Source organism: Blastopirellula sp. J2-11, assembly GCF_024584705.1.
GTDB lineage: Bacteria > Planctomycetota > Planctomycetia > Pirellulales > Pirellulaceae > Blastopirellula.
On record NZ_CP097384.1, the window covers coordinates 931,703 to 951,343 of the forward strand.

The following is a 19,641-nucleotide window of genomic DNA, read 5'->3' on the forward strand; positions in this document are numbered from 1 at the left end:
CGGAATCGGATTATTCTGAACAGAATCCTCCGCGGCGCTGAGTCTGGTTTCACCAGCGTCCGAATCCCTTCCGCTAACCACCTGCCGCCTTATGCTCCGATTCTCCCTCTTCGGTTTATTGATTCTGTTGCCTGCAATCGCGCGAGACGCGGTTGCCCAATCCGAGAAACAGCCAGCGCAGTTGCCGCTGGTGATCTCCGAGGACTTTGAGAATGGCGCCGCCGCCTGGCGCCCGACCGATCCGGCGACCTGGTCGGTGGTGAAGTTGGAAGAGGGGAACCATGCGTTCAAGCTGAGCGGCGTCGGCAAGTACAAGCCGCCGCATCGCAGTCCGTTTTCGCTCGCGATCTTGAAAGACAAGCTGCTCGGCGATTTCGTGCTGACCGCCAAAGCCAAAACGCTGCAAACGTCACGCGGACACCGCGATATGGTGATCGCGTGGGGGATGCAGGATCCGGCGAACTTCTACTATGTTCACTTGGGTGAGAAGACCGACGATCACTCGAATCAGATTTTTGTCGTCGACGACGCTCCCCGCATCAAAATCAGTGAACGGACCAATGCCGGTACGCCGTGGAAAGACGACACCTGGCACCAGGTGAAAGTGGTCCGCAAGGTCGACAGCGGTCTGATCGAAGTTTACTTCGACGACATGGAAAAGCCGCAGATGGTCGCGCATGATAAAAGGTATGCGTGGGGTCGAATCGCGATCGGCTCGTTCGACGATCTGGGATTGTGGGACGACGTCAAAATTAACGGAGTCCTGGTCGAACCGCCCAAAGCGGAACCTGCCGCGAAGGAAGAGAAAACGCCAAACCCAGAGAGCGAGAAGTCAGCCCAGCAGACGCCGCGCGCCGATCCCAGCACGTTGGAGTTTTTCCGTTGGAGCGGCGATGTTAATGTGCCGGATCCGGTGGCGATCAGTCTTGACAACCAAGGCCGCGCGTACGTCACGCAGACGAAGCGGCGAAAGTCGCAGGATCTCGACATTCGGGACAACAGGGATTGGATACCGGACGACGTTGGTTTCGAGTGGCCTGCCGACAAGCAGGCCTTTTTTCATGCGCAGTTGCCAACCGGCGGACCCATTCCGAACTGGCGGCGTGTCAGCGACATGAACGGCGACGGTGTCAAAGATTGGCGTGACCTGACCGTGTTGTCGGAACAGATTCATCGGCTCGAAGATGTCGACGGCGATGGGACTGCCGACAAAATCGAAAACTACGCCGACGGATTTCAAACCGAAATCACCGGCATCGCGGCCGGCGTGCTCTGGCATGACGGCGATGTCTATGCAACGATCGCACCCGATGTCTGGCGAATGCGCGATACCAATGGAGACGGCAAAGCGGACCAACGCGAAATCATGGCGACCGGCTTTGGCTTTCACATCGCCTACGGCGGGCACGACATGCATGGTTTGACGGTTGGCCCCGACGGAAAAATCTATTGGTCGGTTGGTGATAAGGGGATTCATGTCGTCTCGCAGGAAGGACGCGAATTTCGCTATCCGAACCAAGGAGGCGTCATGCGTTGCAATCCCGATGGCAGCGACTTCGAGGTCTTCGCGCATGGTTTGCGAAACGTGCAAGAGTTGGCGTTTGATACGTACGGCAATCTGTTCGGCGTTGATAACGACTCGGATCAAAAGGGAGAAAGAGAGCGGTTCGTTTATATCGCCAAAGGGATTGACGCCGGTTGGCGCTGTAACTATCAGTATCGCGGCGATCGCTATAGCCCATGGATGGACGAAGCGTTATGGCAGATGCGCCGCGCTGATCAACCAGCTTATTTGACGCCGCCGTTGGCTTACTCGCTGGATGGACCAGCCGGCTTCACGTTCAATCCCGGCACGGCGCTGAGTCCTGAGTACCAAGACTATTTCTTTTTGACCGGCGCTCCCGGCGGCGTGCAGATCGCGTTTCAAGCCGAGTCTGACGGCGCTTCGTTCACGATGGCCAACGAGCATAAGATCGGCAACGGCGTCCCGCTGGTCGGCATTAACTTTGGACCGGACGGCGGCTTGTACGGAGTCGACTGGGGCGGGGGCTATCCGCTGAACGAAAAAGGAGCCGTTTGGAAGATCGACGTTCCGGCCGCCGCCAAGTCGCCTGCTCGTACCGAGGTGCGCCAGCTGCTCGCCGCCGGCTTCACCCAGCGAGATACGGCTGAACTGACCCAGTTGCTAGGGCACGTCGATCAGCGTATTCGGTTGGAAGCGCAGTTTGAATTGGTCAAGCAAGATGAACTTGCCGCGATGCAGTCGGTCGCGCAGAAAAACAAGTCCCAACTGGCCCGCATTCATGCGATCTGGGGGCTGGGACAACTCGGGCGAAAAGGGGACTTGGCAGCCGTTAAAACGTTGAACGAATTGATTGCGGACGGCGATCCGGAAATTCGCGCTCAGGCGCTGCGCACCATTTCTGATCTTCCCCAAGATCCCCCATCGTCGTTGACCAAATGGCTGGAGGATGAGAGCCCGCGGGTTCGCTTCTTCGCCGCGCAGGCGCTTGCGGCTCATCCCGCAGCGGGCAACCTGGCGGGGATTGTATCGCTGCTGGCGAAGAATAATGGTGATGACCTTTACTTGCGTCATGTTGGCGCAATGGCCTTGGCCGCGCGCGATGACGTCGCATCGTTGGCCGATCATGCGAACGCCGAAGTGCGCTTGGCGGCGGTCGTGGCGCTGCGGCAGCAAGCCAATCCGGATGTCGCCAAGTTTCTCAACGACGCCGATCCGCGCGTCGTGCGCGAAGCGGTCACGGCGATTCATGATGACTACTCGATCCCCGCCGCGATGCTGGCGATGGCGGAACTTCTCACGCCAGATCTGAATACCAGCGAGGCGGTGATGATCCGCGTGATCAACGCCAACTATCGATTGGGAGACGCGGCTAGCGTTCAGCGTGTGATCGACTTTGCTGGAAACGTCGAGTCGCCGCAGGCGATGCGTCTGGAAGCGATCGACGCATTGGGCGATTGGCGCGTAGCGCCCCGATTGGATCGCGTCGATGGTCGCAATCGAGAGAAATATCGAATCGCAACAGAGCGTGTATCGCCGATCGAAATTGTGACGCCGCAGCTTGTTGCGCTGAAGGAAGATCCCAACCAAAAGATTCGCGCCGCCACCCTAGCGATGGCTGACAAGCTGGAGATTACGCTCTCGCCGGAAGTGTTGCAGCAGATTGCCTTGGATCAACAGCTGGACACCGAGCTGCGTCTGGAAGCGATGAGGTCGTTGACGACCGCCAAGTCCGATCTCATCCGCGAAACGTTGCCGAAGTTATGGCAAGCAAAATCGGTGGAGCTTCGCTTGGCGACGCTTCGGCAGATGGAGATGCCGAAATTTCATGACGCCGCGCTGGCCCGGATTGGTCAGTTGCTTGCCAGCGACGACGCGTCACTCGAAGAACGGCAAGTCGCGATTGATCTGCTGGGAAGAATCCCTGGAGCAGAAGCCGACGCGCTGCTGGTCGCCGAGTTAGAAAAGCATCTTGCGCAGCCGATGCCCGAGGTGCAGTTAGAACTCGAGATCGCGGCCGCCGCCAAAGCATCGACCTCAGCACAGATCGCCAAGCTGGCCGAACGTCTGCAGCCGGACGCCGATGACATGGCGGTGATCGCGCCCTATCGTTCGAGCCTCTCCGGCGGCGACGCCAAGCTGGGCGAGAAGATCTTCATGACCCATTTGGATGCGGCCTGCATTCGCTGTCATCGGATCGGCAAAGAAGGAAGCGATGTGGGGCCGGCGCTGGACGGAGTCGCCAAACGGCGCGACGCCGAGTATCTGCTGCGATCGATCGTAGCGCCCAGCGCCGAGATCGAGCCGAAATATCGCGCGACCACGGTATTGCTGGTCAGCGGCAAGACGGTGCAGGGGATCGTGACCTCAGAAGATGACGACAAGCTGGTCCTGCGCGACGCCCAGGGAAAAGAAGTCGTGATACCGCAAGACGACATCGACGACCTGGCCGAGCAGCGGATCTCGCTGATGCCAGAGATGACCAAAGTCCTGTCCCGTCGCCAACTACGCGACGTCGCCGCCTATTTGCAGTCGCTCCAATAACCCAAGGCGGTGATTTTTTCGAGAAAAATCGGCCGCCAAGTGCGATCCTCGCCGCCCTAGGCGGCGTCTGTCGGCTGTCTGCAGTGATCATCTATGGCCGCCGGCCGATTTTGCTAGAATTGAGCCGTTGATCGCTCTTTTTGTCCCCGTAGCTCAACTGGATAGAGCACCCGCCTTCTAAGCGGGATGTTGCAGGTTCGATCCCTGCCGGGGATGCTTTGCTTTCCATCGCAGGCCGTCCATCCTTATCGATGGTCGGCCTTTTTGGTGGTCCAGCTAGAGGCGTTTACTTGACCTCCGCCTTTCGCCCTGTCGGCAATCGAATCTTGGTCGGATCTTCTCTGCCGCCGACAATGGGGCCAAGCGGCAACGCGTTCGGTTGTCGTTTGATTTGTTTTCTCCCCTCAGGAGTCAGCCGCGTGAGAGATCCCAATCGAAAAAACTTTTGGCGTGAAGCGTTTTCGCTGCGTGGATCGGTAACGCCGCAGGTATTTCGCGACGTGCTGATCTTCGGTGGCATTGCGACGTTGATTGTCGGCGTAGTCGTAATATTTGATTACAACTGGGCGGTTTGGATTGATCTGGAAGAAACGCCGTTTGAAATCGCCGGCGCCGCGCTCAGCGTCCTGCTGGTTTTGCGAACCAACGCCGGTTATGAGCGTTGGTGGGAAGCTCGCAAACTGTGGGGCGGAATTGTGAATCAATCGCGCAACCTGGTGATCAGCGGTTTGGCCTATGGACCGCGCGATCCGCAGTGGCGATCCGAACTGGTCCATTGGGCCGCCGCCTATCCGCATGTGGTGCGGCATAGTTTGCGAGGCCAATTGCCGGCGGCAGATGTCGTCCATCTGTTGGGCGAAACGAACGCTGAAAAGATCGCCGCCGCGCCGCACATGCCGAGCTATGTCGCGCTGCAACTAGCCGAACTTCTGCAGCAAGGCGCCAAAACAGGAGATCTGAATCACTTCGCCTTTTTGCAAATCGACAAAGAGCGCGCCCTGTTGATCGATCATGTCGGAGCCTGCGAGAGAATTTTAAAGACCCCGCTGCCGCTGGTCTATTCGATCAAAATTCGGCGGTATCTGGCGATGTTTTTGCTGACGTTGCCGCTTGTGCTGCTGCATAACCTGCAGATCATTTGGCTCACGCCGTTGATGACGATGTTGGTCGCCTATCCGCTATTGTCGGTCGATCAGATCGGGATTGAATTGCAAAACCCGTTTTTAACGGGGAACCTGGGGCATTTGCCGTTGAGCGAAATCTCGGAAACGATCGAAAACAACTTGCTCGGTCTGCTGCAAGCCGATCGCCAGAAACCGGCTTAAAACGTAGAGGCGCCGCTAGTGCAGGTGCGAAAAGATCGGTGGCGATGATTTTCTTCGCGCGAACTTAACTCGATGCAAATGGAGAGTCGCGGCGTCACGATTTACGCTGAGCGATTGTCACTTGCAGCAAGTAGGCTGAAGTTTCTAGATTTGTCGGGAATTGCCGGTCCAATGTCTTCGCCAGAGCAGGATGTTCGATCTGAAAAGTCGCCAGGGCCAGGCGGACTCTACGTCACCGGCTACAACGATATTCGGATTTTGGTCGTTGATGATAATCCCGTCGATCGAACGCTGGTGGAAGGTCTGCTGTCGCAAAACAATCGCGGCAATCTAGAAGTAACCACCGCTTCCTCCGGCGAAGAAGCGTTGCGGAAGATGGTCGAGCGAGCGCCGGACGTCGTGCTGACCGACTTGAAAATGCCGGAGATGGATGGGCTGGAGTTGGTGGAGCGGATTCGTGACCAGTTTCCGCTGGTGCCGGCGATCCTGATGACCGCTTTTGGCAGCGAAGAACTAGCGATCGCCGCATTGCAGCGCGGAGCGGCCAGCTACGTGCCGAAGCGAAATCTCGCCGGTTCGCTCATGGAAACGTTGGGCAAAGTCCTGGCGGCGGCGCACCATGATCGCCAGCAAGCACGACTGGGGCGATGTTGGAGCCAGACCGAATTTCAGTTTGTATTGGAAAATGACGCTCAACTGATCGGCGCCGTAACTGCCCACGTGCAGCACTATCTCAAACAGTTTCGTCATTTGGAGGATAGCGAATTGTTACGCGTCGGCATCGCGCTCGACGAAGCGATTCGCAATGCGATGCATCACGGCAATCTCGAACTCAGTTCAGCGCTGAAAGAAGCCGGGGGCGATCGTTACTTTGAAGAAGCGACTCGCCGCCGTTTGATCGCACCGTATCAGGCGCGGCGCGTCTATTTTACGGCTCGTGAGTTGGGGGATGAGTCGCATTATATCGTGCGTGATGAAGGGCCCGGCTTCGACGTCTCGCGCATCCACTATGACCCGGAAGATATCGAGCAATTGACGCGTCCCAGCGGCCGCGGACTCTTCTTGATTCGGACTTTCATGGATGAGGTGCGATTCAATGAGCATGGCAACGAAATCACGATGATTTTTCGCCGCTCCGGCGGCGCGCTGCACGCGCGGATCGATGAAAATCGGGCCAGCGGAGACTAGCGTCGCCCCCAAAATCCCCTTGCGGGCCCTGTTTTGCGGTTCGGGTTACCGCGAATTTCTTCCGTCAGCACGCGGCAGCGTGCGAGCCGTCAAGGGTTGATGCCGAGTTGCTCGTCCCTCCCTGTAAGGGAAAAAACAGGCAATAATACCGCAAGTGGCGGGTAGCATGATAGCCAAACCGAGCAAAAAAGCTCATTGAAATATGCAGTGTGTGCATGTTGCTCCTAAATGGCTTGTAAAGGAACTCAAACACTGGTAACCCCGATCTCATTGCTGAAGTGCCGGGCCAATATAGAATTTAGGAGTTCCTGGGCTTTTTTGTTTTTCTCGTCGAAGGCAGATCATTATGTTACTCCGAAAATCATCCGCTGGTTTTACACTCGTCGAATTGTTGGTTGTCATCGCCATTATCGGCGTCTTAATTGCGCTTCTTCTACCGGCAGTTCAACAAGCACGAGAAGCGGCTCGTCGTACGCAATGCATCAGCAACATTAAGAACGTTGCGTTGGCGATTCATAACTATCACGACACTTACCGCAACTTGCCGTACCTTGGTTTTGCAACGAATGACACGCATGCCGATGGGGATACGGTTTCGTGGTACGGTCGCGTGCTGCCGTTTCTCGAACAGAACGCACTGTACGAAACGATGAATTTCAACGGTCGCACCAACGACGGAAACAACAAGCTGTATCGCAGCACTTCGTTGTCCGTGATGTCTTGCCCGTCTGAAAACATGACGGTTGGCGAACGGAACGGGGATGGCACCATCGGCAACTATTCGCATCAACGATCGAGCTACGCCGTGTGTGTCGGAAACACCAACTACGCACAAGACAACGCTAACAATTGGGACGGACTTTGGACGTATAACAACGGCGGCGCCGCGTTTCGGATGAACCGCATCTACAATCTTTCTGCGGTGACCGACGGAACTAGCAACACGGTCATGCTGGGCGAAGTGCCGACCAATCAGAACGAATCAGGTTGGCAAGGGGGTTACGGCGCCGTCATCTTCTCTAACAACGGCGGTTTTACTGGATATCTGACCCCCAACACACGATCCTCGGTCGACGGCGGACGACAGTGTTGGAATCCGAACGACTTCCCGGCGCACAAGATTCCGTGCCACAAATCGGGAGGCGGATGGCAAAGTGCGACTTACGCAGCGTTCAGCATGCATCCAGGCGGCGTTAGCGTCGGCAACTTTGATGGCTCGGTTTCGTTTGTCCCCGAAACGATTGACATCTGGTCGTGGCGCGGCCTGACTTCGACCCAAGGGGGTGAAGTCCTCGCCAATTAACGGTGGTGCAGGAGGCCAAGCGGTGAGTCATGCGAGATGTCGCCGCTGATATCTATTCATTTTATCTGGCGGAGCAAGTTGCCATGTTGACTTCAAAATTTGAAAGCGTCTGCGGTGCGATCGGCCTTGTCGCCGTTTTGGTCGCGCTCGTCGGATGCGGTAAAAGTGACGGCATGATTTCGGTCACCGGATTGGTCACCTACAACGGCGATCCGGTTCAGGATGGATCGATCTCGTTTACCCCGGTCGACGGGCGTGGTTCGTCGGGCGGCGGCATGATCGAAAATGGCCAGATCATTCGGGGCAAGTCCTCGCCTGGCAAAATCGCCGTGCAGATCTACGCCAACAAGATTGTCGAAAAGAAAAATCCCACGGCGGAAGAGATCGAACGTGGAATTACTTCGGATCGCGTTCAGTACCTGCCGGGGCCTTACAACCAGCAGTCGAAATTGCGGATTACGATTTCTGATTCGGAGCGCCACTTTGATTTCGATCTGAACAACAAGGGGGAGATCCCTGTTGGAATGACCGGAGAATAGCGCAACCACAAGTCAGGAACGGCGCATTAACAAAGGTCGTACCCGCTGGGGACGGCCTTTGGCGCTTTCTTGGCCGTGAATTTTCTAAAATCTTCCCAACGCGACCGACGTTAGGTCAAATTTGCGTCCCCAGTTCGTAGATGCACGCTTCGATGCGTGCGCCAGGGTGGGGGAATAACCGGCTGATTTCAGGGCATAAGCTCAATCCATCCGTCACTCTTCTCCTTATTGCGTGAGTATTTGCGGAAAGATACTCAGGAAGTGCGAAAGAGATCTCATTGTGGAGCGGTGCTGCAATATCTAATATTCGGTTTTCCGCATCTTTTTCTCTTCGTAGGTGTCTTCCCATGCTGCGTCTCCAATTCCGCAAAGCCTTCACCCTGGTGGAGCTGTTGGTCGTTATCGCGATCATCGGCGTTTTAATTGCGTTGTTGCTTCCAGCAGTTCAACAAGCGCGCGAAGCGGCGCGGCGGACGCAATGCGTCAGTAATCAAAAGAACATCGCTTTGGCGCTGCATAACTATCACGACACTTATCAAAAGTTGCCCTACTTTGGATTTGGTCCGAAGCTCTTTCCCGGTGAACCAGGCGACAAGCTCGACACCATCTCGTGGGTGGGACGCGTACTGCCGTTTGTGGAGCAGCAGGCTTTGTACGACACGCTGAATTGGGCGGTTCGTGTTAATGATGGCAATAATCTGGCCTATCGCACCACTTCGCTTTCGGTCATGTCGTGTCCTTCCGAAGAAATGACGTTGGGTCAAGCGGATAGCAATCCGCGTTGGTGTCATCAACGCGCCAGCTACGCCGTCTGCGTCGGCAACACCAACTATCGGCAAGATGACGCGAACAATTGGGACGGCACTTGGACCTATTCCAACGGCGGATCAGCATTTCGCGTTGATGAGATTTATGGCTTAGCGGCCGTGACCGATGGAACCAGCAGTAGCGTGATGGTTTCGGAGGTTCCGATCAATCAAAATTCGGCCGGCTATCACGGGACCTATGGCGTAACGATCTTTACCTCGGGCGCAGGATTTACGGGATATCTCTCTCCCAATACGACAGCGGTCGTAGATGGCGGTCGCTATTGCTGGCAGACCAACGATTTCAAGAAGAAGATTCCGTGCAAATACGTGATCGATCGTTGGTACGCCGCGACTTTTGCAGCGATGAGCATGCATCCTGGTGGCGTTAATGCGACCAATTTTGATGGCTCCGTTCATTTTGTCGCGCAAAACATCGACATCGACACATGGCGCGGGATGACTTCGACACAAGGGGCTGAAGTCATTGCTCCCTAAAGCTGCGATGGATCGAATGGGAATGTGTCAGCGATTCAAATAAATCTTAGTTTTGCAGGTTGAAAATGAATGCGAAGATGTTGTCGCGTTGGAGCTCTTGGGGATCGTTCACGCTTCTGCTGATCGGTCTATTGGGCTGTGGTCGCACGGATGGCCTGATTTCTGTGACCGGCGTCGTCACGTTTAACGGAGAACCGGTCGAAGAAGGAGCGATATCGCTGATGCCGATTGATGGTAAAGGAGTCACCGCAGGCGGCGTGATCTCCTCAGGGCGTTTCCACATTGCAGCGTCGCCGGGCAAAGCCTCGGTTTTGATCTATGGCAATAAAAAAGAGCTCAAACCAAATCCGACGCCGCAAGAAATCGAATGGGGAATGACGCATAGCAGCAAGCAATTTCTTCCGGCCGAATATAACGATCAGTCGAAGCTGCGAATTGACATCTCCGAGACGCAACGCCACTTTGACTTTAGTCTGAACGACAAGGGAGAGATCCCTGTCGGAATGACGGGAAACTAGGGCGAACGCGAAAAAGAGGGTCAGACCCCAATTTCGCCGCGAAATTGGGGTCTGACCCTCTTTTTCGCTTCTCTCCTCACTCGTGCGTTTCTTCCGTCGCCGAGTCTTGGGCCGGATTCTGAGTCGCCGCAGAACGCTTGCCGAATTGTTGCTCCAGAGCTCGTCGCCGCGCGATCTGCTGATCTCTTTCGACCAGGATCAGGTTGCGCGTCGCCATCATGTCGACCAGCGCTAGCACGACCATCCACAAGATCAACAGCATCACGCAGCCCCAGAAGAGGATGAAGAAGATCGAGCGGGGAATGAAATGACCGATCATGATCGCCGCCGCCAGAGCGGCCAGAATATAGCAGACCGCCATACGGCGCTGAAACTGTAAGCGGAGATAGTTGCGGCGATAGGCGGGTATCGAAGCGTCAGCCGAAGCGCGACGCCAGGTCGCATGGTGCGTCGCATGCATCAAGATGGCGACGCACAAAATCAACGCCGAGAGGATGGCTGAGGCGAGCATGGAAGACCAGTATTCTTGAAAAAGGGGAGATGCGCGGCGGAGTCCTTACCGCGACGGCTCCAGTTCGTTGAGCCAGGTCAATATCGTCTTGCCAACCTTGGCGAGCGACAAAGCCGAGCAGTTCGCCGGCACGTCCTTTTCGGTGTGCCAATACTTAGGACCGTAGCCTGGATTGGGATAGTCAAAATCAATGATGTCGCAAGTCGGGATCTTGGCGATATCGTTCAACACCAGGTGATCGTCACGAACTTCGTGTCGCGGCCGCGCGATGAATTCGCGGATCCCCAGTTTTCGCGCGGTGCGCCAAATCTCTTGCACCAGCGGGCGAACGTCGGGATATCGCAGACTGTTCTTCTCTTCAAAGATCTGCAAGTCTTTGTCGCCGACCATGTCGAGCAGCACCCCATATCGATAGCGATGGGCCGGAGGATTTTGGGCGTAGTCGCGGGCGAAATACTCCGAACCCAAAAAGTAGGGATCGCGGCGATTATCGAAGACCAGTTCTTCGCCATCAAAAAAGACGATGTCGACTCCGACGTGCGACTGGAGATCTGGCAGGTGACGCGCCAGTTCGCACAGGACGGCGACTCCGCTCGCTCCATCATTGGCGCCGACAAACGTACCTTGCGGGTTGATGGGATCTTGATCAGGAAAGGGGCGCGTATCGTAATGCGCGCAGAGCAAAATGCGCTCGGGCCGATCCGGATGAAACTGGGCGATCAGGTTGGCCATCGGAACGCGGGAGCCATCTTCCGGATGGCGGACGTCAAACTCTTGAAGCGACACTTTGCCGCCGGCCTCTTCCAGAATTTTGGTGAGATATTGTTGCTGGCGAGCCATGCCGGGCGAACCGCTGACGCGCGGGCCGATCGCACACATTCCTTCGAGATACTCCATTGCTTTGGAGCCATCGAACGGTGCGTAGTCTTCCAACTTTTCGACAGCTACGGCCAGCGCGGCAGGTCGCTGCGTGTTTTGGTATTGAGAGACGCCCATGTAACCTACGACCATGACCGCTATGGTGATCATCGCCGCGAGAAAAAGGGTCGACCCGTCAATTTTGCGCATTATCTTTTCCATCGCATTCCGCTCAGCGAGAAGTAGGATCGATTATACGGCGCCAATCGCTAGGCGGCTTCCCGGCTTTGCGGCTGAAAGAGAGAATCGATCGCGTCGAGCACCATCGAGGTCGATATCGCACGCATCGCTTCGTTTCCGGCTCGAGCGCGCTGACGGGAGGTCAGCGGCTGATAATAGGCTTGCACAACCTGCTGATGCGGCCCTAGAGGACGACAAAGCTCGGTCGGCGTGACGCCAAACAGCGCGATGCAGGGGGTCTCGACCGCCGCCGCCAAGTGGAGCGGGCCGGTGTCGCAACCGACAAACAGATTGGCCCCCCGGTACAGTTCTTTCAATTGCGGCAGCGAGAGCTTGGGCGCCGCAATCGCTGCGCCGCGCGACATTTGGGCGATTTCTTCGGCCCAGTCCGCTTCTTGTTCGTTGCCCCAAGTCACTACCGACGGCAATTGATACTGCGATAGGAGGTGTTGGGCTACTTCGGCGAAACGTTGCGGCATCCAGGTCTTGCTGAACCAACCGGCGCCGGGGTTGAGCACGGCGAAATTGCGTGTGCGGTCAAGTTCGCGGCGGACTGCGGCGACGTCGGCGCGCGCCTGTTCGTCGATCGGCAGACGATACTCAATCGCCGGCGAGTAGACGTCGACCGCCGTGGCGAGTTCTAGATAGCGATGCACTACATGCGTCTGTCGCGGCGTGACCAGTTCGGTCGCCAGGTTGGGCGCTAGTTCTCGCGCTTGACCGCGTGCGAAAGTGATGCGTCTCTTGGCGCCGCTCAGCCAAGCGGCTGCGGCGCTTTTCGTGAGTCCTTGTACGTCGAAGGTGAGATCGAATTTCGCGTCTTGCAGCTGACGGCGGAGCGAGACGATTTCGCTCGGACGCTTCAGCCAACCTTTTCTCACCGTCAACAATTGGTCGAGACAGGGGTGACCCGCTAGAATTTGAGCGGCGACCGGTTCGGCCAACCAGGTGATCTGAGCGCGGGGGTACTTTTCTCGCAAAGCGCACAGCAGCGGGAGCGTTAGAATCGCGTCTCCCAACGCACTGAGCCGTACGATCAGTATCCGCGGCGAATCGGTGGATGACATGGCCGCTCTCCTTCCCTGAAAGTCGAACGCGCCGCCCGCTTGATGCTTCCCGTGCAGCGAGACCCGTCCGATTGAGTTCCCGCATCTTAAATCGGAGCCCCCTTGCGAGGCAAGGTGAACCGCAGCTTTGCTCCTTTCCATCCCCAGGTGTTATCGCATGTCTTCGCTCGGTGATTTCTCGCTTCAAGCCGCCGCCTACGGCACGTCGCGCCCCAGTTACCCGGCCGAATTTATTTCGCTGCTAGCGGAAAAAGCAGGCGTTGCCGCCGGCGATCCCGTGGTGGATTTGGGCGCAGGAACCGGAATCTCGGCTCACATCCTGGCCAACGCCGGTTTTCACGTCACCGCGGTCGAACCGAACGCAGCGATGCGCAAGCAAGCCAACATCGCCGGCGTCACCTGGATCGACGGCACGTTCGCCGCAACCGGCTTGCCCGATCAGTCGCAGACCTGGGCCGTCGCAGCGCAAGCATTTCATTGGGCCCAGCCGCAAGCCGCACTGCCAGAGATTCGCCGAATTCTCCAACCGAAGCGAAAATTTACCGTGCTCTGGAACAACCGTATCGCCGCGACTGGAACCACGGTCGGTTGGACCGAACAAGCAATCCGCCGTCATGTGCCGGAGTTTAACGAGGCCTACCGCAACCGCGACTGGGACCAAACCTTGGAGTCGACCGGCGATTTTCGCTTTGTCGGTCGCCACGAGACCAAGCATGCGGTGCTGATGTCGCCAGAGCGATACCTGCAACTGTGGCGCAGTCACAACCGCTTGAGTCACATCGCCGGCCCCGAGCGATTAGAAGCGTTGTTAGCGGACGTGGCCGAGTATCTAAAACGAGAAGAAGTGCCGCAGATCGAAGTCGTCTATAAATGCGAAGCCTGGACCGCGGAACGCGTGGAGTAAAGTGCGCGTCTTGCCGGCTTGTTTCCTTCACCATTAGGATGGACATCTTTCCCAGATTGTGTCACAACAAAACGGAACCCCTGTTGCCGGGGAGAACGCGATTTCTTCATGGCTGGCGCTGGCGCGGTCGCCGCCCAACACGGAATAAAGTGCTGTGAATACTCGCCCTCTCAACACAGAGGCTGGCATCGCGAACGTAGCGGTCCCGTCGGCGGAAACTAAGCCTGGAGCCGGACTGACGAAGCTGCAGTACGGCATGTTGGTCGTTTGCGTTATCGCCCAAATGGTAACGATTCTTTTTACCTGGCCGCTTTGGCAGGTTCGTCAGACGCCGGTTCATTTGCCGCTGATCGATCTGCCGCAGATTCCATTTGGATTTTGGTTGCTGGCGACGCTCGTCTTGATGTTGTTTCGCCCGCGGCTGGGATTGGGGATTCATGTCGCGTCCCTCTTGATCTCGTTTGTCTTCGATCAGTATCGGACGCAACCGCAGTTTATTGCGACGGCGGTGTTGATGGTCGCGACCGTGGACGAGCGCGGGATGCGACTGGTGCGCTGGTTTCTTGCTTCGCTCTGGACCTGGGCCGGGCTGCACAAATTGTTTTCGCCCGATTGGTTCAGTTTCAACTCGTGGGATATGACGTCGTCACTCGGGCTCGATCCAACCGAGTTTGGCGAAGTTTTCGGCTGGGGAGTAGGGCTGGGAGAGTTGAGCGTTGGCCTGATCGCGATTTTCCGTCCGCATTGGGCGGCGATCCCCTGCGCGCTGATGCACGTTGGGATCGTCTTATTTCTGTCGCCGCTGGCGCATGACTGGAACTATAGCGTCTTCCCTTGGAATCTATGTACGGCCATCGTCGGCTGTTGGTTGCTGGCCAACGTTCCCAATCGGTTGCCGGAAGTTCGTTGGGAATGGGGCGCCGCTTGCTTGATGCTGATCTATCCGGCCGGGTTCTATGTTGGCTGGGTCGATCATGGTGTCGCCAGCGTCCTCTATTCTGGTAATTTGCCCGACGCGTTGATCACCTCCGAGTCAGGCGTCGAGTTGGTGGAGGGGTGGGGAGAATTAAACGTTCCGTTTCCGAACGAGCGACGGTTGTTGCGGCAGTATTTCGCACTGTCGGCTCCGCCAGGCTCCAAGTTGCACATCGCCGATACGCGGTATGCGCTAGATGATTTGTACTACGTGAAAAAGCCGGACGGTCAGATAGCGCTGATCACGCTCGACGAGTTTCATGCTGCTGAGCCAGGAGTCGTGGCTGGCGTCGGCCTGGATGATCGGCACTCCGTTTTTCTGTTGGGAAACCAAGGGGTGGTGATGTTGAAGCGAACAGAACACTCGCCGATCTATGCAGTTCGAATGGAGCCTGACGTCTATCGCGCGGACCTCCTGCGCCTATTGGCCGGACTCCCCAATCTAGAACAGCTGGATCTCACCGGCTGTGCGATTACCGACGAAGACCTAAAGCAATTGCCGATCATGCCCAAACTGGAAGGGATCGGAGTCGCCGACACCAAGATTACGGACGCTGGCCTGAACGCTTTATTGCGTCAGCCGAAGCTTACCTATGTCGAAAGCGAAGGTTCGTTGATCACAGCCGCGGGGCTAGCGAAGTTTGAGCAGAGTCGAACTCTGGAGTGATGGAATCACACTAATAAAAGCGGATCGAGAAGCCGCTGCCGACAAAGTAATCGTCGGCGGCGTCATTGAGCCCGCCGCCGACGCGGATGTCCCACTGGATGTTGTCGCTGAGCAGATAAGTGAAGCCGCCGTTGACATAATGTTCTGGCTTCATGGTCTCGGCGCCATGCGGGAAGAGAGCGTACCATTCGGTATAGGCGCCCAGTTTATCGGTGAACGTATAGCCGATCGTCCAGGACTGGGCCCACTCGGTATAGACGTCGTCCGTTTCCTCGTCGACGGCGGAATTAAACTGCGTGCTCCCGGCGGTGGAAATGGTATCGCACAGATCCCAGCCGTAGAGCCAGTTGAGCCCCGGCAGGATGCGGTCCGCTGTAATCTCCTCGGCGCCGGTCGGAATGACCATCTGTGGGATCAGCGCCATCTCAGGCAAGATTCCTTCTTGCGGCGTCAGACCTATTTTGAAGCCCAAGTACAAGTCTTCGCTGCCGACGATGTCGTCCAATTCGCTCGATTGATGGCCGTAGTTCCAAGCGATGCGAAATTCAAGCCAATCGGCGATGACGCCATAACGTAGCAAAGTCTCTGGATAAGAATGCGAATCGGTAGTCGTAGAGCCATCGTTGTCATGAATGTAAGTGTAGCCCATTTCAATTTGGGCGACGCCGCGACCGACGGTTGAACTTGCTTCGGTAAAGTCAGGGCGATCGGTCACCAGCGGCGCATCAAGATTGGGCCCGCCGGTAAAGCTTGTTCCATAGCTCCACTGCATCAGCGTGCCGCGTGGTTGGCATGCACAGGGGCCATAAGTACGGACGATGTTAGCGGTCGAAGCGCAGGGATCAAAACAGGTCCCGCTCAAGCACGAACAGAAAGCGGCGTCAGACGTTTCGTCGGCGTGAATTTCGGTTCCCCATAGGCAGCAACCAAGTACAAACGCAACGGAAATGCGCTTCCAACATGGGGAAGTAGATGGCCGCGACATGCTGACAGTCCTGCAAGTAGACCAAGTCGAAGCAAAGCGGACGACGTGCCGGCGCATTTCAACTTCGATCGTTGGTGCTTGCAGTTAATATCGGCGTCGCCGCTGTTTTTGATTGGCCAGAAATAGGGTTTTGCGAGTGGAAAGATGGTTGTCGCTAGCAAATGGCGCCCTATTTTAAGCGCGGCTACCAGTCTTTGCGACGCGGCCCGGGAGGCGGCGGAAACGAGCCATGGTCCACTCAAGCAGAACGATCAAAAGTACGGACAAGCCAAACGCCGGTAAGATCAGGCAGAGCGTCAAGATTGCCGCCGCCAGCCAGAGGGGAGTTGGTTGCGGATTGGGTTTCCGAGGAAATCCGGTTTTCCCTTGGGGGCGACGAATCCACCACATCCATAGCCCGGTTATGGGCAGCCCCATCAAAGCGATGCAGGCGAGCAGCCAAATAACTTTCGATGTCCAACCAACGACCGAACCCACATGCAGCGGATAGGCCCAAGTGTGCCACCAGAAACGTTCGTTCTGCGATAGATCGCTAACTTCCAAAACTTCACCTGTCTCTCGGTGAAGTTGGAAGCCGGTCGAATTCATGGCGCCATAGGTGCCGCGAGCATAATCGTTGATTGCAGAGACTTCGTAGTGATCCGTCGCCTGGCTAGGCAGCGTGACCGTGATGTCGCGATCAGGATAGAGCAATCTCGATTTGTCGACGGCATCTTGGACGGCGAACAAAGGGGGAACGTAGTCCTCTTTTGCGTTCGCCTTCTTTCTGGAGTTGGTTTCGACCGCCGACGTGAAAAATTGTTGCGTTACAAAATGAAACGACTCACCCCAGACCAGCGTGTAGAACAGGCCGGTGATCAGGATCACCAAACAGACTGGCGTAAGATAGGCAGCGACGATCGCATGCAAGTCGCGTAGCAGCGTGTAACGTTTCGCGGTCCAGCGAACCGTCCAAACTCCGGCCGACTTGGCTTTGCTTCTTGGCCACCAGAGGTAGAAGCCGGTCACAAACAGCACCAACGTCCAGCAAGTGGCCAGTTCTACGATGATTCGCCCCGGCGTGCCGACGAACAACTGCCGATGTATTTTCAGGACCAGTCGAAAGAAGGAATCGAGCTTTTTGGGGCCTTGAGGCGCTTGCAGGACCGTCGCCGAATAAGGATCCACATAGACGGTGGAACCGCGATCCGATCTGCGACGTCTGCCAGTCGTTTCTTTTTCCGGTTCTTTCTGCGGCGATTTTACGGAGACAATCACGGTTCGTCGGGGATCGGCGAAAGTGCTGATTCGGGTCGCTTTTCCTGCGGGAATCGACGCTTCAGCGCTTTCAATGAGCGCCGGGTAAGCAGCGACTGTTCCGACCGATTCGACAAAGAGAAAGTCTTGGTTCGCAATGTCACTAATCTCGGCGCCAAACAGATAGATCGCACCCGTTAAGGCAACCACAAGGATAAACGGCGAGACGATCAGCCCGGCGTAAAAATGCCACCGCCAGAAGACGCGGAATAGCGTACGTCGTGCCGGCGTCGCTTTTGCGACCGACGCTTTGCTAGTGGGAAACGTCGTGCGATTTTCAATGGTCTCAGGCGACATGGGAAGGATTCCTGCAGCGAAGGAAGCGTTTCGGAATTGCATTCCATCAGCGGATCGCAAGGAAATGAATTTGCCGAAATCGGCCGAACAGCGTAGCAATGGCCGCAGCGATTTTGCGAGCGCCGCAATTACTGGTCGTCAAATGGCGTCGGCCGCGAAGATCTTCGCCTGGGAGCTTTGTTCACTTTGGCCTGGTCGGCTTCAATTGGCGGAAGCTCGGACGAATCTTCTGCAATGACGAACGTCCATGCGGACTCGGCAGGATCAGCGAAGGCGCCCGAGAGCATGTCGGGCGAACCCATTTCCGAAGGATTGACTTGCCAGACGAACGTCGCTTTGTACTCGCCCTGCGGCGCTCCGTCATTCTTGCCGTAAGTCCGGAGTTGGTAGACCCCGTTCTCATCGGCGACACCCCATGGTTTCGATTGGCGAATGTCGACCGCGTCGCCTGTCGGATAAAGCGTGACAACCGCTCCTTGGGCCGGCTCGCCGTTGATGGTGATCGTACCTTGAATCGGCTTGGTATCTGTTTGCCACGGCTCTTTCTCGGCGCATCCGCCGAGGATTATGCTTAGCAATGCGATCGTCCCATAGGCTTGACCGATTCCAAGACGTCGTAAGTGGAAGAGAGACATTAAAACTCTCCTACAATTTCGCCGCTGCCGATGGATGTCAATGCGCCAAGCGTGTCAAAAGGGATCGTCTCGGGGATAAACCGCACGGAACCGTCGGCCATTCCCATTTGAATTCCGCCGGGATGAAAAGAGTAAGGCGCTGCATACCAGTTGCTCACGTTAATGACGGTGTTGCCGGTCCAGTAGACGGTGGTTACGTCATCAACGGCCGAATTAAACTCGACCGAGCAGGGGAACATCCAGCCGGCGTTATTGGGCGCTGTCCAGGTGGCGATGCTGACTCCATACTCATGGCTGTAACCGCTGCGGCCTGGATTCACTTTGCCGTCCACCCACCAGTCGGCTCGGCCTGCCGATTCATAAGTCATGCAGGTGTTGGTGGTGCCGTCGGTGATGTCACGCATCTTTTTGGCGCCACCTTGAAACAGCGACTGCTTCGTGTCCCAATCGGTTGCGTTTCGTAGTACGGAATAGTCGGTTGTTTGGAAGCCGTTATCGCTGAGCACATTGCCGGCGGACGGATTGGAAGGGCACTCGTAGGCTTTGGGCATCTGCGTCGCGAGATCGAGATTGACGCCGTCATCCCAAGCGAGATCGTAGTCATAAAGATCTTCAAGGTTGCCGCTTTCTAGCTGGGGAAGAATCGCGACCGCCCAATTGGCCGAGTCATTGGTATAGGTGTAGGGAAAGCAGAGAAACGTGTCGTGATAGTTGTGCAATGCGAGCCCGGTCTGCTTCATATTGTTGGTGCATTGCAGGCGACGCGCGGCTTCGCGAGCTTGTTGCACCGCAGGCAACAGCAGTGCGATCAAAACTCCGATGATGGCGATCACCACCAACAACTCGACAAGGGTGAACGCGCGGATTCGGCGCGCGGAATTGGTAGAAGTCATAGAAAGTCCTCCCTAAAGAAACAGTGAAAACCAACAAGCTTGAGAAATCGGTAGTGCGCTTGCTGGGCAG

16 protein-coding genes and 1 tRNA gene are annotated in these 19,641 nt (G+C 56.5%); 10 read left to right on the forward strand and 7 right to left on the reverse strand.

The features are described 5' to 3' along the window. Window positions 1-91: 91 nt before the first annotated feature. The 8 genes from M4951_RS03920 (at window position 92) to M4951_RS03955 (ending at window position 10,243) form a co-directional block, all read left to right on the forward strand. Window positions 92-4,066 carry a PVC-type heme-binding CxxCH protein gene (locus tag M4951_RS03920; protein ID WP_262025181.1) on the forward strand — a complete coding sequence of 1,325 codons (3,975 nt, stop codon included), beginning with the start codon at window positions 92-94 and terminating at the stop codon, window positions 4,064-4,066. Between the two features lie 142 nt (window positions 4,067-4,208). After that, window positions 4,209-4,282: transfer RNA gene (locus M4951_RS03925), tRNA-Arg, on the forward strand. A gap of 74 nt (window positions 4,283-4,356) precedes the next feature. Next, window positions 4,357-5,391: a bestrophin family protein gene (locus tag M4951_RS03930; protein ID WP_262025182.1), complete on the forward strand. Its 1,035-nt coding sequence runs from the start codon at window positions 4,357-4,359 to the stop codon at window positions 5,389-5,391. A gap of 171 nt (window positions 5,392-5,562) precedes the next feature. After that, window positions 5,563-6,579: a response regulator gene (locus M4951_RS03935; RefSeq protein WP_262025183.1), complete on the forward strand. Its 1,017-nt coding sequence runs from the start codon at window positions 5,563-5,565 to the stop codon at window positions 6,577-6,579. 346 nt (window positions 6,580-6,925) lie between these two features. Next, entirely contained in the window at window positions 6,926-7,882 is a 957-nt protein-coding gene (locus M4951_RS03940) for a DUF1559 domain-containing protein (protein ID WP_262025184.1), read from the forward strand. A gap of 83 nt (window positions 7,883-7,965) precedes the next feature. Continuing rightward, a complete protein-coding gene (locus M4951_RS03945) occupies window positions 7,966-8,421 on the forward strand; it encodes a hypothetical protein (protein ID WP_262025185.1) in 456 nt (151 codons plus the stop codon). Window positions 8,422-8,768: 347 nt separating this feature from the next. After that, on the forward strand, window positions 8,769-9,725 hold the full coding sequence (locus M4951_RS03950; protein ID WP_262025186.1) for a DUF1559 domain-containing protein: 957 nt from the start codon (window positions 8,769-8,771) through the stop codon (window positions 9,723-9,725). Window positions 9,726-9,802: 77 nt separating this feature from the next. Further along, complete coding sequence (locus M4951_RS03955) at window positions 9,803-10,243, forward strand: hypothetical protein (protein WP_262025187.1); 441 nt, start codon at window positions 9,803-9,805, stop codon at window positions 10,241-10,243. 76 nt (window positions 10,244-10,319) lie between these two features. Here the strand turns inward: M4951_RS03955 and M4951_RS03960 are convergent, their stop codons facing one another. From M4951_RS03960 to M4951_RS03970, 3 genes are read right to left on the reverse strand one after another with little or no spacing between them, the layout of a single operon-like run. Next, entirely contained in the window at window positions 10,320-10,754 is a 435-nt protein-coding gene (locus M4951_RS03960) for a hypothetical protein (RefSeq protein WP_262025188.1), read from the reverse strand. Window positions 10,755-10,799: 45 nt separating this feature from the next. After that, complete coding sequence (locus M4951_RS03965; RefSeq protein WP_262025189.1) at window positions 10,800-11,822, reverse strand: M28 family peptidase; 1,023 nt, start codon at window positions 11,820-11,822, stop codon at window positions 10,800-10,802. 59 nt (window positions 11,823-11,881) lie between these two features. Next, entirely contained in the window at window positions 11,882-12,919 is a 1,038-nt protein-coding gene (locus M4951_RS03970; protein WP_262025190.1) for a glycosyltransferase family 9 protein, read from the reverse strand. A gap of 157 nt (window positions 12,920-13,076) precedes the next feature. Between M4951_RS03970 and M4951_RS03975 the strand changes: the two genes are divergently transcribed. Then, on the forward strand, window positions 13,077-13,823 hold the full coding sequence (locus M4951_RS03975) for a class I SAM-dependent methyltransferase (RefSeq protein ID WP_262025191.1): 747 nt from the start codon (window positions 13,077-13,079) through the stop codon (window positions 13,821-13,823). Between the two features lie 154 nt (window positions 13,824-13,977). Continuing rightward, window positions 13,978-15,465 carry a MauE/DoxX family redox-associated membrane protein gene (locus M4951_RS03980; protein ID WP_262025192.1) on the forward strand — a complete coding sequence of 496 codons (1,488 nt, stop codon included), beginning with the start codon at window positions 13,978-13,980 and terminating at the stop codon, window positions 15,463-15,465. 10 nt (window positions 15,466-15,475) lie between these two features. Here M4951_RS03980 and M4951_RS03985 read toward each other — a convergent pair whose 3' ends face one another. From M4951_RS03985 to M4951_RS04000, 4 genes are all read right to left on the reverse strand, one after another. Further along, entirely contained in the window at window positions 15,476-16,450 is a 975-nt protein-coding gene (locus M4951_RS03985) for a transporter (RefSeq protein WP_262025193.1), read from the reverse strand. Window positions 16,451-16,624: 174 nt separating this feature from the next. Next, entirely contained in the window at window positions 16,625-18,043 is a 1,419-nt protein-coding gene (locus tag M4951_RS03990) for a PepSY-associated TM helix domain-containing protein (RefSeq protein ID WP_262025194.1), read from the reverse strand. 128 nt (window positions 18,044-18,171) lie between these two features. After that, window positions 18,172-18,678 (reverse strand): hypothetical protein, encoded by a 507-nt coding sequence (locus M4951_RS03995; protein WP_262025195.1) that lies wholly within the window; start codon window positions 18,676-18,678, stop codon window positions 18,172-18,174. Then, complete coding sequence (locus M4951_RS04000; RefSeq protein WP_262025196.1) at window positions 18,678-19,571, reverse strand: DUF1559 domain-containing protein; 894 nt, start codon at window positions 19,569-19,571, stop codon at window positions 18,678-18,680. Before M4951_RS04000 ends, M4951_RS03995 begins: the two co-directional genes overlap by 1 nt. Window positions 19,572-19,641 lie beyond the last annotated feature (70 nt).

Excerpts from the sequence above, each read along its gene's own strand:
- M4951_RS03920 (WP_262025181.1), top strand. The coding sequence starts at position 92 with ATGCTCCGATTCTCCCTCTTCGGTTTATTGATTCTGTTGCCTGCAATC.
- M4951_RS03935 (WP_262025183.1), top strand. The coding sequence starts at position 5,563 with ATGTCTTCGCCAGAGCAGGATGTTCGATCTGAAAAGTCGCCAGGGCCA.
- M4951_RS03940 (WP_262025184.1), top strand. The coding sequence starts at position 6,926 with ATGTTACTCCGAAAATCATCCGCTGGTTTTACACTCGTCGAATTGTTG.
- M4951_RS03945 (WP_262025185.1), top strand. The coding sequence starts at position 7,966 with ATGTTGACTTCAAAATTTGAAAGCGTCTGCGGTGCGATCGGCCTTGTC.
- M4951_RS03950 (WP_262025186.1), top strand. The coding sequence starts at position 8,769 with ATGCTGCGTCTCCAATTCCGCAAAGCCTTCACCCTGGTGGAGCTGTTG.
- M4951_RS03955 (WP_262025187.1), top strand. The coding sequence starts at position 9,803 with ATGTTGTCGCGTTGGAGCTCTTGGGGATCGTTCACGCTTCTGCTGATC.
- M4951_RS03960 (WP_262025188.1), bottom strand. The coding sequence starts at position 10,754 with ATGCTCGCCTCAGCCATCCTCTCGGCGTTGATTTTGTGCGTCGCCATC.
- M4951_RS03965 (WP_262025189.1), bottom strand. The coding sequence starts at position 11,822 with ATGCGCAAAATTGACGGGTCGACCCTTTTTCTCGCGGCGATGATCACC.
- M4951_RS03970 (WP_262025190.1), bottom strand. The coding sequence starts at position 12,919 with ATGTCATCCACCGATTCGCCGCGGATACTGATCGTACGGCTCAGTGCG.
- M4951_RS03975 (WP_262025191.1), top strand. The coding sequence starts at position 13,077 with ATGTCTTCGCTCGGTGATTTCTCGCTTCAAGCCGCCGCCTACGGCACG.
- M4951_RS03985 (WP_262025193.1), bottom strand. The coding sequence starts at position 16,450 with ATGTCGCGGCCATCTACTTCCCCATGTTGGAAGCGCATTTCCGTTGCG.
- M4951_RS03990 (WP_262025194.1), bottom strand. The coding sequence starts at position 18,043 with ATGTCGCCTGAGACCATTGAAAATCGCACGACGTTTCCCACTAGCAAA.
- M4951_RS03995 (WP_262025195.1), bottom strand. The coding sequence starts at position 18,678 with ATGTCTCTCTTCCACTTACGACGTCTTGGAATCGGTCAAGCCTATGGG.
- M4951_RS04000 (WP_262025196.1), bottom strand. The coding sequence starts at position 19,571 with ATGACTTCTACCAATTCCGCGCGCCGAATCCGCGCGTTCACCCTTGTC.